The sequence below is a fragment of the Kitasatospora sp. NPDC051164 genome (assembly GCF_044455625.1).
Classification (GTDB): Bacteria; Actinomycetota; Actinomycetes; order Streptomycetales; family Streptomycetaceae; genus Kitasatospora.
On record NZ_JBITFB010000028.1, the window covers coordinates 53,327 to 68,027 of the forward strand.

Sequence of the window (14,701 nt, forward strand, 5' to 3'; positions counted from 1 at the left end):
CCTCCGCTTTCCGGTTCCGCCGCTGCTTCTGCCGAGAGGAGTGAACCGTGACCGCCACCAATGCCTCGCACGTCGCCGACGTCTACGGCGCCTATCCGCGGCTGACGGACGACCAGATCGCGATCCTGAGATCCTGCGGACAGGTACGGCCGGTCCGAAAGGGGGAACAGCTCGTCCGGGCGGGCGAACCCAGCGAGGAGTTCTTTGTCGTCCTCAGGGGCACGGTGGCCGTGGTCGAAGGCCACGGCCACGGCCACGGCCACGGCCACCAGGAGCACGTCGTCCATGTGCACGGTCCGCACAGCTTCCTCGGCGAACTCGGTCTCCTGGAAGGCCAGACCGCCGTCCTCAGCGCGGTGGTGAGCACTCCCGGCGAGGTGCTGGGGGTGGGTTCGGCCGCCCTGCGCGACCTGCTCAGCGGCGAACCCGCGCTCGGCGACGTGATCCTGCGGGCCTACCTGCTGCGCCGTAGCATGCTGGCCGGCGCGGGCACGGGCTTCCGTATCATCGGCTCCGCCTTCTCCCCCGACACCCGGCGGCTGCTGGAGTTCGCCGCCCGCAACCGCCTCCCGCACCGCTGGGTCGATCTGGAGAAGGAACCCGAGGCCGAGGCGCTGCTGATGCGCCTCGGTGTGACTCCGCAGGAAACCCCGGTCGTCGTCTGGCACGACCACCGGGTACTGCGCAATCCTTCCAACGTCGAACTCGCCCAGGTCATCGGGCTGCGGACCGAGACCACCGCAAGGGCCGTCTGCGGCCTGCTGGTGGTCGGCGCAGGACCCGGGGGCCTGGCCGCCGCGGTGTACGGAGCCTCCGAGGGACTCTCCACGGTCGTCCTGGAGGCCGTGGCGACCGGCGGCCAGGCCGGTACATCCCCCCGGATCGAGAACTACCTCGGTTTCCCCGCCGGGATCTCCGGCATGGAGCTCGCCGAACGCGCCGTCGTGCAGGCCAACCGGTTCGGCGCCCGAATCTCCGTCCCCGCCGAGGCCACCGGCCTGGAACAGCGCGACGGGACCAACGTGGTGCGGCTCACCGACGGCAGCACGGTCGCCGCCAAGAACGTCGTGGTGGCCACCGGCGCCCGCTACCGGCGGCTGACCGCCCCCGGCATCGAACGCCTCGAGGGGCTCGGCGTCCACTACGCCGCCACCCTCTGGGAGGCACGGAGCTGCCGTCTTGACCCGGTGGCCGTCGTCGGCGGCGGCAACTCCGCCGGCCAGGCAGCCCTGTTCATGGCGCGTGAGTCGCCCGCCGTCCATCTGCTGGTCCGCGGCGGGGATCTCGGCCACCACATGTCCCGCTACCTGATCGACCGGATCGAGCGGCACCCCCGGATCCATGTCCGGCTGCATACCGAGGTCCGGGAGGTCACCGGCGAGGACCGGGTCGAATCCGTCGTCGTCGAGGACAATCGCACCCGCGAGCAGCAGGTGCTGGCGGCCGCTGCCCTGTTCGTCTTCATCGGCGCGCGCCCCGGAACGTCCTGGCTCGCCGACGCCGTCGCCCTGGACCCGCGCGGCTTCATTCCGACCGGGCAGGACGTGGTCCATCCGACAGCGGACCTCTGGAAGCCGCTCGCCCGCACCCCGCTCGCACTGGAAACCGGTCTGCCGGGAGTCTTCGCCGTCGGCGACGTCCGCAGCGGCTCGGTCAAGCGGGTGGCCTCCGCGGTCGGCGAGGGGGCCATGGCCGTCCGCCTGGCGCACGAGCACCTCGGGGAGGTGGGACCACCCGCCATCCGATGACCTCGGCCCGCCGACCTCAGCCCACCGACCTCAGCCCCTCCACCGCCGCGAAAGGTGAAATGACATGCCCGTCATGGGAGTTCCCAAGTTCGAGCGCTTCTTCCGCGCAGCCGCCGGCCTCGACGTCAACAAGAACGACCTCAAGCGCTACAACGACTTCGTGGACGCCAAGCTCTACGACCTCTTCCTCATCGGCACGGCCGCCGCCAAGGCCAACGGCCGGGACATCATCAAGCCACAGGACCTTCCGGTCACCAAAGGCCTGCAGGAGAGCATCCACGCCTTCAAGAAGCTGGACGAGGGCATCGAACTGCGCCCGCTGCTCGACCAGCTCGCCGCCCGCCCCACCCTCGGCATGGACGCAGCCGAGGAGACCCAGCAGCTGCTGCCCGACCTGGCCGGCGGCCTCAGCGTCGCCCTCGCCCGCGCCCTCAAAACCATTGCCCGCGACACCCGCCGACCCTCCACGGCCCAGTGGGACGAGGCCTTCGAACTCTTCGATCTGCTGATCTGAGCGCGGGCGAGGTAGTCGGCGATGACGCCAAGACCGGATCACGGGACGCCGTGATCCGGCTGACCGCACCGGCAGGCTCGTCGTGCGCGTCACGTGCCGCTTCGCTCGACAACAGCCAGGGACGACGCCGTCATGACACAGCTCCTTGCGTCATCAACGTCCGGAACCGACGCCATCCTTGCGTGAGGGGAGCGGGGAGGGCAGGCAGGCGACAACACGGGCTGCCAAGGCAGACACCTCCCCGAACGACCTCAGCGCTGCTTGGCCTGAGCCTCCTTGGCGGACGCCTCCAGTCGGTTCCAGTGATCCTGGTACCACGCCTCGTCGCCGCCATCCATGTTGCTGTTGTCCTCCCGTATACCGACCTTGCCGTCGATCAGCTCGCGGACGATGTCGGCGTGGCCGGCGTGCCGGTTCGTCTCGGCCGTCATGTGCAGCATGATCCGCTGAAGCGTCACGTCTCCGCTGTCGCCCCACCACGCGACGTGGCCCATGGCGTCGAGCGGTAGCGCCTCGATCGTCGCGTCCGCGTGCGCCCAGGCGCGGTGGTAGAGGCCGAGAACATCCTCGCGCGACTCGTCGGCGGGCGCCCACATGTCCGCGTTGGGCTCGGCGCCCTCCTCGTGCCAGGGGAGGGATTCGTTGTGCGGGCGGCCGAAGGTCGGGCCGAAGTACCCGAGTTCGACGCTGGCGAGGTGCTTGACGAGGCCGAGGAGGTTGGTGCCGGTCGGCGTCAGGGGGCGGCGGATGTCGTACTCGGACAGTCCGTCCAGCTTCCAGACGAGGGCTGCGCGGGCTGCTTTGAGGTAGCGGTGCAGATCGTCTTTGGGGTCATTGGGCTTCATGGGACCGAGTCTCGCATCACCTACCGACAGCGGTCGCGTGAGTTCGCCGGCCACCCAGGATGCATCAGCCAAGGGCCTGGCCGGCAGGGCTCCTCCACCACGGCTTCTCCCCCGGCCTCGCTCCGCCACGAGTACCCGAGGCCCGCCGTCCGCGCCGCCGCGATGGCCTCGCCCCGGCTGCCCGCCCCCTGCACCCGTTCCCCTTCCTGTGAGCCAGGGAGGCAAGGACTCGGCGGTCGATGCGGCTGGACGGGTGCAGTTCGGCACCTGGCTTCGGCGGCCTCCGCCCGAAGCGGCGCGCCGGCGGGTTACATGGGCCTGCGTCTCGCCGCGGGGCGTGCCGGCGTCCATCACGGACCCGGACCCGACGGATGAAAGAGCACCATGGCAGAGCGCGACCCTCGCGACCGCACCAGCCGCAGCCCTCTCCTGCGCGGGCTCGCCGCTGCCGTGCTCGCGGCCGCCGTGCTGGCGGCCTCAGCGGGACCCGGATACGGGACCGGCGCGGCCGCCCTGGCGCCCGGTACGCAGTTCACGCCGCTGACGGCGGCGGTGCTGACCGAACCGACGCCGTTCGACGCCACCGACGGCACGACGCACCTCTCGTACGAACTGCTGACCACGAGCGCACTGTCCGGCAGCACGCCGATGCGGCTCGACCGTGTCGAGGTCCGAGACGCCCGGACCCACCAGGTCATCGGCTCGCTGAGCGGGCAGGCGCTGAGCGAGGCCGCCAATCCGGTGGGCGACCCCCTGCCGGGTGCGGACGGGTACACCCCACCGCCGCCCGCGCCGACGCCGACCGTCATCCAGGGATCGCAGCAGTGGATCATCTGGCTCGACCTGACCCTCGACCGCGGTCAGCCGGCGCCCGACGTCCTCGAACACCATCTCTCGGGTGCCATCCTGACCGCCTCCGGCCCCTCCGCGTTCGAGGAGACGGTGCAGGCCACCCCGATCGCCCGCACCGCGCCGTTGAACCTGAACCCGCCGGTCCTGCCCGGCACCTGGTACGCCAGCGAGTCGTGCTGCGGCAACACCCACCACCGGCGCGGCCTCGCCCCGATCAACGGCCGCTTCGGCGTGCCGCAGCGCTTCGCGATCGACTGGTACCGGGTCGGCGAGCAGGGGCAGGCCTGGGAAGGCGACCCTGCCCAGCTCACCAGCTACCTGAGCTACCGTCAGCCGGTCGTGGCGGCGGCCGGCGGCCGGGTGGTGGAGGTCCAAGACGGAATCCCGGACAACCCGCCGCCCGTCACGCCGCCCGTCCCGCCGATCGAGGACACCGTCGGCAACCACGTCACCGTGGAGGTCGCGCCGGGCCGCTATCTGCTCTACGCCCACCTGCAAGCCGGCTCGCTCCGCGTCCGGGAGGGCGACTGCGTCGAACCCGGCCAGGTCCTCGGGCTGATCGGCAACAGCGGCAACTCCACCACACCGCACCTGCACTTCCAGGTGACGACCACAGCCGAGTTCTTCCCGACCGACAGCCCGCCGTTCACCTTCCAGCGGTTCCGCGTCCTCGGGCAGGTCGAACCCCGGATCTGGGACGACAACCTGGGCCTGCAGCCGACCGGCGTCCTGCCGATCACGCCCTCGCCGTACGAGGGCCTCCACCGTGCGCAGTATCCGCTCGACCGCGAGGTCCTGGACTTCTGACCGGGCTCCGGCCGCATCCCGCTCCGGCCTGGGGACGCATCAGGCGGCTCAGACGGTGTCGGTCGCCGCGAACTCCCCTGTCAGGCCCGCGCGGGCCAGCGCCCGGACGATGGCCGGCCGGTCCAGCGGGTCGTCGTTGCCGTTGGTCTGCCCCAGGCGTTCCAGCAGCCTCTGCGGTTCCAGCCGGTACGCCTCCGCGTCGGCCAGGAGGCTGTCCGCGCTCTGCCCGTCGACCGTGTCGTCCAGGTGGTTCGTCAGATCGCCCAGCACCTCGCTTCGGTCGATGAAGGAGCTCATACCGCAGTCCAGGCCGTCGTCGTCAAGGCCGTCCGGGTACGGCGCCCGGGCCCAGGCGCCGTTCTCGTACCAGTAGACGCAGCCGATCTCGTGCCCTGCGAGCCGGTGCCGCAGTGCCTCGTAGGGCAGCCAGTCCGGGCCGCCCGCCAGCACGTCGATCGCCGGCTCGTACCACTTGACGTCGCTCGCCTCGTCCTCGCCGTAGAGCACGAACCGGCCCTCGCCCCCCTTGGACATGACCCACCAGGTGCAACCGCAGTCGTCCCAGTGCAAACCCTCGTCATCGATCCACCGGCCGGTCCGGTAGCGCGGCGGACGCTCCTCGTCCTCGGTGGTCGCCTCAAGGGCGGCGAGCAGCGCCCAGCGTGCCCACAGCTCCTCGGCCGGCGGAAGGTCCTCCGGCAGTCCGGGCCGGTGAACGGTCATATGTGCCCCCGTGTGCGTTCGGATGGTGATCTCCGCCCACGATACGGTCCGCCGCCGACAGGACCGCCCACGAGGTCGACCGACTCCGACAAGCACGGCGACCTGCCCCGGCCCGCGCGCCGCTCGGCCGCCGGGCTTCGATCAGTGCGTCCGTTGGTCTCCGGACATCGAGGCGGGGTCGACCTCGGTCGCGGCCGTCGCGCGGTCCAGCCCCCGGCCTTCTTCGTAGGCCGCGGCGAAGGAGTCCGCGCCCAGCGCGTTCGACCGGCTCACGTGGCGAGTTCTCAAAAGGACCGGAAGATACCGGCGGGATCGATCCGCGCGGCTTCGACGACGTCCGCGAAATCCAGATTGGCGATCGACAGGTTCGCGTGGATGTCACCGATACCAGCGGGTACGGTCCGAACGGCGCCGCCGTGTGCCTCGAACTCCTCGTCGCTCGCGTACTCCTCCCGGGTCGGCACGGACACCGCCAGCAAGGTGTGCTCGTGGTCCTTCATCGTGACGCGGTCTGCCAGGTACACGATGCTCAGTTCCCGGTCGCCGGAGAGTGCGGCGACCACGTCATCGGGCGTCGCTCCCGACCAGGCCGGATCGTCCAGGATGTGGAGGTAGGGATCGACATCGTCACTACCGTCGAACTCCCACGGCTTCGAGAGCTCCGTCAGCACGGCCTGCCAGGCCTCGTCGTCACCGAAGTCGGTTCTGATGACCAGTGCGGCGAACTCGTCGCGGTCGGCAATGGCGGGCAGCATTCTCGGGCTCCGATCTCCACGGGAGTGTACGTACGCGCACACCCTGCCAGCCGCCGCCGACAGTGGGCCACACTCCGACCTCCCCCCGTTCCGCGACCCGACCGGCGGCGACGGCGACTGCGTCAGGGGTGCCGGTCCGTCACCGGACGGCACCGGCACCGTAAGGTCCTCTCCGAGGACACGAGGCCCGCCCGGTCGGCCGGACCGGAGCGCCGGAGGGGCGCCGGGCTACGGGAAGACGAGACGAAGGGCTGGCACGTCACATGCAACAGCGCAGTCTGCGGGACCTCCAGGTGTCGGCCATCGGCCTCGGCTGCATGGGGATGTCCGCCTTCTACGGCACGGCCGACCAGGACGAGGCCACCGCGACCATCCGGCGCGCCCTGGATCTCGGCATCACCTTCCTCGACACGGCTCAGGTCTACGGACCGCTCACCAACGAGTCCCTGGTCGGCGAGGCCGTCCGGGGACACCGTGACGAGTACGTGATCGCCACGAAGTTCAACTACCGGATGGACGGCGCCGTTCCGGGCGACATGTCGACGGTGGGCCGCCAGGACGGCTCCGCCGAGCACGTCCGCAGTTCCGTCCACGGTTCGCTCGCGCGGCTCGGGACCGACCGCATCGACCTGTACTACCAGCACCGGGTCGACCCGGCCGTGCCCATCGAGGAGACCGTCGGCGCGCTCGGCGAACTGGTCGCCGAGGGCAAGGTGCGCCACATCGGGCTGAGCGAAGCGAGCGCGGAGACCATCCGCCGCGCCCACGCCGTCCACCCGGTCACCGCCGTCCAGACCGAGTACTCGCTCTGGACCCGGGACGTGGAAGCCGAGGTACTTCCCACCTGCCGGGAACTCGGAATCGGCTTCGTGCCGTACTCCCCGCTCGGCCGCGGCTTCCTCGCGGGCCGCTTCAGCTCCCCCGACGAGCTCGACCGGGACGACTTCCGCCGCAGCAACCCCCGCTTCACCGAGGCCAACCTGGCGGCCAACCTCCGGCTCGCCGACAAGGTGAAGGAGATCGCCGCGGAGAAGGACATCACCCCCGCCCAGCTGGCCATCGCCTGGGTCCTGGCCCGCGGCGAGGACCTCGTCCCGATCCCGGGCACCAAGCGCCGCACCTACCTGGAGCAGAACGCGGGCGCCGTCGACGTCGAGCTGACCGACGAGGACCTGGCCCGCATCGACGCCGAGCTGCCCCGGGCGGCGGGCGAGCGCTACGACGAGAACGGGATGCGGGCGGTGAACCGCTGAGCAGCCGCCGCTGACCGGCTGCGCCCGCACCCGGGCCCTGGGAACGCAGGGCAGCCGGGAGCGGGGAGGGACCGAGCGACTGAAGCGACCCGGGCGGGCAGTTGCGGCGTCGGCGCCCGACTGCGCCCGTCCGCGATATCGACCGGCGCACGTCGAAAAGCATCGGTCCCCGCGCGCTCGTCACTCCTGGAAGGGGCTCGGCTCCCAGGCCTTCCCGCCGATCGGGTAGCTGTACAGCGGCCGACCTTTGACCGCGCTGGTGCGGAACGGCGTGCCGTCGCCGAGGCCGATGGACAGCGTGCCCTTGCGGTTGCCGCTGGACCACTCCAGTTCCAGGTACCAGCTGACGTCGTGGGAGGTGGTCTCGGCACTGACCTCGATGACCTCCGGGTCCCGCTCGCTCACCTTGACCGGCAGGCCGGTTCTGCCCTCGCTCACGACCGGACGGGGGCGGGCCGCGTCCAGGTCGAGGTCGTAGGAGTGGACGCCGACTCCGCCGCCGCAGCCGTCGGCCATGGCGTAGGCGTTCCAGGCCAGCGGGGCCGCGATCCGGGCGATGCGGACGTTGAGCGCGGTCAGCACCACGGTCTCGCTGCCGGTGCCCTGCACCGTGAGCTCGATGGACTGGTAATGGCCGGGGACCGCCCCGACCTTGGAGACCCAGGCGGGGACGTCCACCACCGCAGGCGGCCGGGGGACTTGCGACGGCGGGCGGTCGACGACGTACCGGTTGCACTCGGCATCCCAGCGGGACGGGCGGACCGCGACGGTGATCGGGGCGCTCGCACCCTGGTCGGCGGCGCCGGTCGGCCCCGACGGGGTCGCGCCGGCGGCGACCGGCGTGGCGCCAGGGGTCGGGAGCGGGGCCGGCGATCCGGCGGACGGCCCGGCGGACGGCGCGGCGTGCGCCGCCGGGGCGGGAGCCGAGGCGGGGTCACCGCCCGTGTGGCTCTTGAGACCGGTGGCGACGGCCCCGATGGTGGCGAGCACCGCGGCAGCCGTCACGGCGGCGAGTACACCCCGGCGCACTCGCCGCTGTGGCGGAACGGCGGGGGTGCGCGTCGGGGCGGCCGTCCCGTCCTCCGCGGCGCCTCCCGCGGCCGGTCGCAGTTCCGGTGCCGCCTCCGGTTCCGGCGCCGCTTCCGCCTCCGGTTCCGGTGCCGCTTCCGCAGGGGTCTCCGGTGTCGCAGGCCCCGGAGCCGCAGAACCCCCCTCAGCCGTCGGAGTCAGCGCAGCCGTCGCAGTCAGCGCAGCCGCTGACGGAGCCTTCGCCGCGGGGGCGGGTGCGGACGCCTGCCGGTTCCCCCGTGCCGCGTGGGCGGTGACCCACAGCCGGTAGAGCTCGGTGCGCTCCTCCGGTGTCGCCCGGCACAGCCGCGCGAGGCGCTCCAGCGGGGCGAACTCCACCGGCATCACATCGCCGTTGCAGTAACGGTGCAGGGCCGACGTGCTCACGTGCAGCCGCTTCGCCAGCGCACCGTAACTGAGCCCCGACCGGCTCTTCAGCTCCTGAAGCAGCCGCGCAACCTCGTCCGACTCCCTCAACTCCCCGATCCCCTCTGACACTGATCCTCCACCCGCGCGTGAACCTCCCGGTGATCACGCCCCCGGCTCCGGTCGTCGCCGACAGCCGGATCACCGGGACGCGGGCCGACGTGAGCCCCGGCAGACAAGCACGCCGCAGACCGTCCCACGGTTCCCCGAGACCGCCGCCGGCACCGGCCGTGCCGTCCCAGCGCCCCGCGAGCGCGTCCCAGGAAGGTTACGTCCTCCCAGCTCAAACCGGGTAAAGGCGTCCCCGCATCCCTGATCGCCGGCCCACCGTTGCGGCTGGGACGAACCGGCGCACAAGCTGACGTCGAACACCGAGAGGGAGCAACTGTGAGCACTGTTCGGGCGGCCCGGGCCGCGATACGCACCAACGACCGTTTCCACCGCGGTGCGGTGGCACTGGCGATGGGCGGGGTCCTGCTGATGTCCGCGGCCTGCGGCGACGGCCAGGGCAAGGGCACTGACGCCGCCGCCTCCGGCACCCCCGGCGGGGCGGCCGCGGCGGCCGCCCCCACGACGCCGAGGACGTCGACCGCGGTGCTGGACATGGAGCCGAAGGACGGGGCCCAGGGAGTGGCACCGACCGCGCTCCAGGTGTCCGTCTCCCACGGCAAGCTCACCGCCGTCGACGTGACCGACAAGGACGGCAAGCCCGTCCAGGGCTCGATCACCCCGGACGGCACCGGCTGGAAGCCCGCTGTCGCGCTCGCCCCCGGCACGACGTACACGGTCAACGCCCAGGCGAAGGACGCCGATGGTCTGGTCTCCGCGGCCACCAGTGCCTTCACCACCGTCTCGCCCGGCAAGCAGGTATCCACCAACGACAACATCGCCGACGGCCAGACCTACGGCGTGGGCATGATCGTCAAGGTGGACTTCAGCAGCAAGATCGTGAACAAGGACGCCGTCGCCAAGGGCATCACCTTCGAGACGGACAACGGCACCGAGGTGAAGGGCCACTGGTTCGGCGACAACCGGATCGACTTCCGCCCGGCGGAGTACTGGAAGCCGAACACCAAGGTCACCATCCACTACCGGCTGAAGAACGTCGAAGTCGCCCCCGGCGTCTGGGGCGACATCGACAAGGACGAACCGTTCACCATCGGCCGCTCCCAGGTCTCCACCGCGGACGCCGCCACGCACCTGATGACGATCGTGCGGGACGGCAAGTCCACCACCGTGCCCGCCACCCTCGGCGACGAGCAGCACCCCTCCTGGGGCGGAACCATGGTCATCATGTCCAAGGAGAACGTCACCCACATGAACTCCCAGACCGTCGGGCTGGGCAGTGAGTACAACATCCCTGACGTCCCGCACGCGATGCGGCTGACGAGGAGCGGTACCTACCTCCACGGGAACTACTGGTACAAGGGAGACCCGTTCGGCAAGGCCAACACCAGCCACGGCTGCGTCGCGCTCAAGGACGTGGAGGGCGGCAGCGACACCTCCCCCGCGGGGTCGTTCTTCAACAGCTCGCTGATCGGCGACGTCGTCACGGTCGTGAACACCAAGGAGAAGACCGTCGCCCCCGACAACGGCCTCAGCGGCTGGAACCTCCCCTGGCCCACCTGGTAGCACCCGCCCGCCGAGGAGCCGTCCTCCGCCGCCGAGCAGCCGGTCCTCGTCGTCGAGAACCTCGACCGGCCCGCCGACACCGGAGTCGTCGCGGCGTGACATGGTTCATCGGATTCAAGCGCCACCTGCACGCCGGGGTGGTCGCGGGCGAGGCCACCTACCTGCTCTCCGAGCGGGAGGTGCCGGCGCTCCAGGGCGCGCACCTGGCGAGGGTCGCGCGGACCTCAACCCCATCCCGCTCTTCGTCTGAACCGGTCATGCCCGCAGGGGCGACCGGGGAAGTCGGCCGTGTCAGAAGTTTGGCTGGCGCCCAGGACTTCCAGGACAATGACGGTCGGCGGCACAGCGAGCGGGGGATCCATGAGCGATCGGCGCGACGGGCAGCGCTACTTCAAGGCGCCGATCCGGTTCCGGCGGACGGGCCGGAGGACCTTGGTCCTCTTCCCGACCGCTCTGGCCTGCGCCCTTGCCTTCGTCCTCGCCGCAGCGGCCAAGGGCCGGGATCCCGCGATGATCGCACTCTTCACGGCCGGCCTGATCGTCGCCTACGTCATCGCGGCCTCCTTCGTGGGCCCCTTCTGCGGCAGTACCACGGTGAGTACCACGGGCCTCACCACGCGGACCCTGCTGAGGACGCGTGTGGTCCCCTGGCCGCAGGTGCGGTCGTTCGGGTTCTCACCGGAGGTCAACCGCGGCATCGATCACTGCCTCCTCGAGGTGCGCCGGCACAAGGGGCGGCCGGTCGTCCTGCCAGGCCTGGTCGCATCGAGCGCCGACGACCCGGAAGTCCGGTCGCGCCTCTCGGAGCTGCGGGCCGCGTGGGCCGCAGCCCAACCCGGTGCCACGACCGAGTAGTTCGGCCCGACCCCACCGTCACACTCGAACTCATGCTCAGCGTGGTCGGTACGACAACGGCTCCTCACACCGCCGGCATCGACGACGAACGTGAACGGCTCGGCCGATTCCTCCAGGATCAGCGCGGAGGACCACGCGCCGACGTCCGCCGACGCTCGCATGCTCCGACCCCTCACCACCCGCGGGGCGGTCCGTCAGGACGGTCGGTCAGGACGGCCCGTCAGGGCCGGTCACCGGTACCGCCGCTGGTGGGGGCGGAGTCCGCCTGCCGCTGCCCTGCGGCTCTCGCGCCCGGGTGGGAGCGCCGCCACAGGGTGGCGGCAGGCATCACCCGGTAGGTGAAGACCAGGTGGACGGCGATGACGATCACGGCGGGAATGGCGCCGATCATGACCACGAGAGTCGGCATGACGTTGGCGAGGACGGCGAGGACGGGGCGGGCGTCCAGGCCTCGCGCCGCCCATGGCGCCACCATGAACAGCGCGACGACGACGGAGCCGCCGAACAGCAGGGCGGCCAGGCCGATGTATTCGAGCCCCTCCAGCAGCAGTGACTCCGACGTCCAGGTGCCGCCGAGGGCCGCGGTGAAGGCCAGCGAGGCCAGTGCGAGGAGCAGGACGAGCGGGGCCAGGAAGCAGGCGACGTAGTACGCGACGGCGCGCCCGAACCAGCGCAGGGCTGCCCGCCGGTGACCGGCCGAGGTGCGGGTGCCGATGGCGAACGGGAGGAGTAGGAGCGGCAGCACGAGCAGGAGGTACATCACCGGGTCTGCGCCGGGGTAGCCGTCGGACAGCTCGAACACGGTCAGGTAGGCCGCGGGCAGCAGGACGAGCAGGGCGACGGTGAAGGAGTGGACGGTGGCGTAGCAGAGACCGCGCTGCCTCCTCCTGTCCGGCTGGCTCCTCACGCCCGGCTGCGGCCGACGCCGCCCGCTGCCGCCGCTGCCGCCACCGGCGCGCATCGTCGCCGGGGACGCGGCGGATGCTCCCCCGACCGGTCCTGCGCCTTCCGCAGCCGCCCCCGGCCCGACGTGCTGAAGCATGTCCATGCCCCCTTCCATCAGATTGAACGCGTTCAAAATATGGTGTGGCGGCTCCCCGGTCAATCCTGTTGCCGGCATACACACCTGACGCCGCCCCGGCCCGGACGCGAAGCCGGCAGGCCGGCCACCCACGGGAGCAGCGAGCAGCAGGACAGCCGGCGGGGGCAACAGACCCGGGGAGACCCCCAGCACGGACCCGGTCTCCCCCACCGTTCACGAGCTCCCCCTTCTCCCGGCGGCATCGCACCGGTCGCTGACACCACGGAACACGCGGTCGAGAATCCGCATCGACGCCCACGGCATCGCCGCCGGGTCGCGTCCGAGGGCGGCGAAGCAGGCCCGCTCCCTCACGGGAGTCGGTCCGGCTCGTGCGCTCCCGCGCCGTTCTCAGCCTCGTGTCACGGCCGCCGGCCCGGGAGCCGTCCTCGTCGTCGCGCCTCCTGCGTGGTGGGGGGTGCGTGCTCCTGCCGGGCCATCAGCTCAGCGGCGATGGCCAGTGCCCCGCCGGGGGCGATCTCCTCCAGGTCTTCGAGGACCATCGCCCAGCCGCCGAGGAACACGGCCCGGGCGGCCAGCCTGCGGGCGCGGGCGGGCTCCGACACCTCCACCAGGGCGGCCAGTGCACGGGCCCGCGTCCGGCCGTGGCGGATCGTGTGGGCGAGGTCCTCGGCCCGCTCCGGCTCGCCCTGGCGGGCCAACGCGCCGACGACGTCGATGAGCGCCTCGTCCCGCCCCCAGCGGTCGGGGATCGCGGGGACGAGGGCCTCGGCCCGGGCCGTCTCGCCGCGCCGGGCCAGCTCGCCGACGACGGCCATCAAGGCCCGGCTCCGCGCCCATCGGTCCGCGAAGGCGCGGGCGAGGTCCTCGGCCTGGTCCGTGTCCCCGGACCAGGCCAGCGCCTCGACGATCTCGGCCTTGCGCGCCGCCCGCAGATCGGGCTCGACGATCCGGTCGGCGATCGCCATGGCCCGCTCGACCTGCCCGTGCCTGGCCAGCAGCAAGGTCACGGCCTCCCGCAGCCCGAGGCCGTCGAGGCCCGCGTCGGAGCGGAGCAGTGCCTCGGCCCGGCCCGCCAGGGCGAGGGCCACCTCCCGGTCGGCGGTGTCGGCGACCGCCTCCAGCAGCTCGGGCACGATCCGGGCGTCGAAGGGCGGGCGGGGCCGGGCGAGGATCGTGAGACACAGGGCATCGGAGTCGGCGTCGCTCTCCGGCGAACCTGCCGCCGCCGCCTCGGCCGCCGCCGCCTCGGCAGCCTTCGCGGCGGCGGCACGGACCAGGCTGCGCAGCACGGCGTCGAGCCGGTCCAGGTCACCGCTGCAGGCCTCCAAGGCCAGCACCGCGACGAGGAGCGCGCGCTGTCCGACACCATTGCGGCTCTCGCACCGCACGAGGTCCTCCACCCGGTCGGCGAACGTGCCGGCCAGGACGCGGTCCCCGGCGGCGAGTGCGATCTCCATGCCCGTGACGAGCGCCCGCCCCATCTCCGCGCCGCCCGCGCACTCGGCGGCTCTGGCGGCGTACCCGAGCGCGGCGGGGAAGTCGCCGCTGTCGGCCACCGCCTTCGCCAACCCGGCCCACGCCCGCGGCCAGTTGTGCGGATAGCGGACCGTCTCCACCAGGCCGACGGCGCGCCCGCGTTCACCGGCGCGCGCCACCGCCGGGATGTGGGCGACCAGGGCGCAGTCCCGCAGCGAGCGGTCGGTCAACGACTCGGCGAGCGCCCGCGCACCGTTCAGGTCTCCGGCCTCGCCCGCCGTCCGCACCAGACGGACGAGGTCCTTCTCCGGACCGGACCGGCCCGCGCCCGTCCGAACCAGCTCGACCGCCCGGGCGAGATGACCGGCACGCACCAGCGCCACCGCCAGGTCCATGCCGGCGCCCCTGTCCGCTTCCTGGTGCGCCGCCACCCGCAGGACCGTCAGCAGGCAGGGAACGGACCCGCTGCGCAGCAGGCCCCGGTCGCCGCTGCTCGGCGGAGCCGGGCCCAGGCGCTGGTCCCCAGCCCTCGTCACGTAGAGCGCTGGGCCCAACTGGGCCAGCCCCTTCGGCATGCGCGATCCCCCTCGCCGGCGACTGCTCCTCGCACCGCGCGAGACGACCGCCGCCTGGACCGACACGATAGTCCGACGGCCGGACCGCCGCTCCGTCCTCGGTGGGGGCGGGGGCGGCGCGCGGAGCCGG

13 protein-coding genes and 1 pseudogene are annotated in these 14,701 nt (G+C 72.1%); 6 read left to right on the plus strand and 8 right to left on the minus strand.

Translation table 11 applies throughout. The features are described from left to right. Window positions 1–47: 47 nt before the first annotated feature. Together ACIBEC_RS34530 and ACIBEC_RS34535 are read left to right on the plus strand one after the other, a co-directional pair. A complete protein-coding gene (locus ACIBEC_RS34530) occupies window positions 48–1,748 on the plus strand; it encodes an FAD-dependent oxidoreductase (RefSeq protein ID WP_360506693.1) in 1,701 nt (566 codons plus the stop codon). Between the two features lie 64 nt (window positions 1,749–1,812). After that, window positions 1,813–2,262: a DUF1931 family protein gene (locus tag ACIBEC_RS34535; protein ID WP_396289714.1), complete on the plus strand. Its 450-nt coding sequence runs from the start codon at window positions 1,813–1,815 to the stop codon at window positions 2,260–2,262. A 251-nt stretch (window positions 2,263–2,513) separates the two neighbouring features. On the opposite strand, the gene ACIBEC_RS34540 is transcribed toward ACIBEC_RS34535, so the two are convergent. Beyond that, on the minus strand, window positions 2,514–3,107 hold the full coding sequence (locus tag ACIBEC_RS34540; RefSeq protein ID WP_360506688.1) for a DinB family protein: 594 nt from the start codon (window positions 3,105–3,107) through the stop codon (window positions 2,514–2,516). A 384-nt stretch (window positions 3,108–3,491) separates the two neighbouring features. On the opposite strand from ACIBEC_RS34540, the gene ACIBEC_RS34545 reads away from it, so the two are divergent. Next, window positions 3,492–4,766, plus strand: a complete 1,275-nt coding sequence (locus tag ACIBEC_RS34545; RefSeq protein WP_360506685.1) for a M23 family metallopeptidase — start codon at window positions 3,492–3,494, stop codon at window positions 4,764–4,766. A gap of 48 nt (window positions 4,767–4,814) precedes the next feature. Here the strand turns inward: ACIBEC_RS34545 and ACIBEC_RS34550 are convergent, their stop codons facing one another. The 3 genes from ACIBEC_RS34550 to ACIBEC_RS34560 all read right to left on the minus strand — a co-directional run bounded on the left by ACIBEC_RS34550 (window position 4,815) and on the right by ACIBEC_RS34560 (window position 6,244). After that, complete coding sequence (locus ACIBEC_RS34550) at window positions 4,815–5,489, minus strand: hypothetical protein (protein WP_360506682.1); 675 nt, start codon at window positions 5,487–5,489, stop codon at window positions 4,815–4,817. Between the two features lie 141 nt (window positions 5,490–5,630). Continuing rightward, window positions 5,631–5,762: a hypothetical protein gene (locus ACIBEC_RS34555; RefSeq protein ID WP_360506679.1), complete on the minus strand. Its 132-nt coding sequence runs from the start codon at window positions 5,760–5,762 to the stop codon at window positions 5,631–5,633. Window positions 5,763–5,773: 11 nt separating this feature from the next. After that, on the minus strand, window positions 5,774–6,244 hold the full coding sequence (locus ACIBEC_RS34560) for a DUF6924 domain-containing protein (protein WP_360506676.1): 471 nt from the start codon (window positions 6,242–6,244) through the stop codon (window positions 5,774–5,776). 263 nt (window positions 6,245–6,507) lie between these two features. Between ACIBEC_RS34560 and ACIBEC_RS34565 the strand changes: the two genes are divergently transcribed. Then, on the plus strand, window positions 6,508–7,497 hold the full coding sequence (locus ACIBEC_RS34565; protein ID WP_360506673.1) for an aldo/keto reductase: 990 nt from the start codon (window positions 6,508–6,510) through the stop codon (window positions 7,495–7,497). A gap of 180 nt (window positions 7,498–7,677) precedes the next feature. On the opposite strand, the gene ACIBEC_RS34570 is transcribed toward ACIBEC_RS34565, so the two are convergent. Together ACIBEC_RS34570 and ACIBEC_RS34575 are read right to left on the minus strand one after the other, a co-directional pair. Then, the gene (locus ACIBEC_RS34570; RefSeq protein ID WP_360506767.1) at window positions 7,678–8,502 is read right to left on the minus strand and encodes a hypothetical protein; all 825 of its coding nucleotides are present in this window, start codon (window positions 8,500–8,502) and stop codon (window positions 7,678–7,680) included. 345 nt (window positions 8,503–8,847) lie between these two features. Beyond that, window positions 8,848–9,063, minus strand: a pseudogene (locus ACIBEC_RS34575) (helix-turn-helix domain-containing protein); the annotation flags it as partial. A 315-nt stretch (window positions 9,064–9,378) separates the two neighbouring features. Here ACIBEC_RS34575 and ACIBEC_RS34580 point away from each other — a divergent pair. Both ACIBEC_RS34580 and ACIBEC_RS34585 read left to right on the plus strand, forming a co-directional pair. After that, complete coding sequence (locus ACIBEC_RS34580; protein ID WP_360506670.1) at window positions 9,379–10,623, plus strand: Ig-like domain-containing protein; 1,245 nt, start codon at window positions 9,379–9,381, stop codon at window positions 10,621–10,623. A gap of 360 nt (window positions 10,624–10,983) precedes the next feature. After that, window positions 10,984–11,478 (plus strand): PH domain-containing protein, encoded by a 495-nt coding sequence (locus tag ACIBEC_RS34585; protein WP_360506668.1) that lies wholly within the window; start codon window positions 10,984–10,986, stop codon window positions 11,476–11,478. A gap of 220 nt (window positions 11,479–11,698) precedes the next feature. Here the strand turns inward: ACIBEC_RS34585 and ACIBEC_RS34590 are convergent, their stop codons facing one another. Continuing rightward, complete coding sequence (locus tag ACIBEC_RS34590) at window positions 11,699–12,526, minus strand: hypothetical protein (protein ID WP_360506665.1); 828 nt, start codon at window positions 12,524–12,526, stop codon at window positions 11,699–11,701. Between the two features lie 392 nt (window positions 12,527–12,918). Then, window positions 12,919–14,571: a hypothetical protein gene (locus tag ACIBEC_RS34595; protein ID WP_360506662.1), complete on the minus strand. Its 1,653-nt coding sequence runs from the start codon at window positions 14,569–14,571 to the stop codon at window positions 12,919–12,921. Between the last annotated feature and the right edge of the window lie 130 nt (window positions 14,572–14,701).

What these genes read in the sequence shown, in the direction of transcription:
- ACIBEC_RS34535 (WP_396289714.1), top strand. Translation starts at nt 1,813, where the DNA reads ATGCCCGTCATGGGAGTTCCCAAGTTCGAGCGCTTCTTCCGCGCAGCC.
- ACIBEC_RS34545 (WP_360506685.1), top strand. Translation starts at nt 3,492, where the DNA reads ATGGCAGAGCGCGACCCTCGCGACCGCACCAGCCGCAGCCCTCTCCTG.
- ACIBEC_RS34550 (WP_360506682.1), bottom strand. Translation starts at nt 5,489, where the DNA reads ATGACCGTTCACCGGCCCGGACTGCCGGAGGACCTTCCGCCGGCCGAG.
- ACIBEC_RS34590 (WP_360506665.1), bottom strand. Translation starts at nt 12,526, where the DNA reads ATGGACATGCTTCAGCACGTCGGGCCGGGGGCGGCTGCGGAAGGCGCA.
- ACIBEC_RS34560 (WP_360506676.1), bottom strand. Translation starts at nt 6,244, where the DNA reads ATGCTGCCCGCCATTGCCGACCGCGACGAGTTCGCCGCACTGGTCATC.
- ACIBEC_RS34540 (WP_360506688.1), bottom strand. Translation starts at nt 3,107, where the DNA reads ATGAAGCCCAATGACCCCAAAGACGATCTGCACCGCTACCTCAAAGCA.
- ACIBEC_RS34565 (WP_360506673.1), top strand. Translation starts at nt 6,508, where the DNA reads ATGCAACAGCGCAGTCTGCGGGACCTCCAGGTGTCGGCCATCGGCCTC.
- ACIBEC_RS34585 (WP_360506668.1), top strand. Translation starts at nt 10,984, where the DNA reads ATGAGCGATCGGCGCGACGGGCAGCGCTACTTCAAGGCGCCGATCCGG.
- ACIBEC_RS34595 (WP_360506662.1), bottom strand. Translation starts at nt 14,571, where the DNA reads ATGCCGAAGGGGCTGGCCCAGTTGGGCCCAGCGCTCTACGTGACGAGG.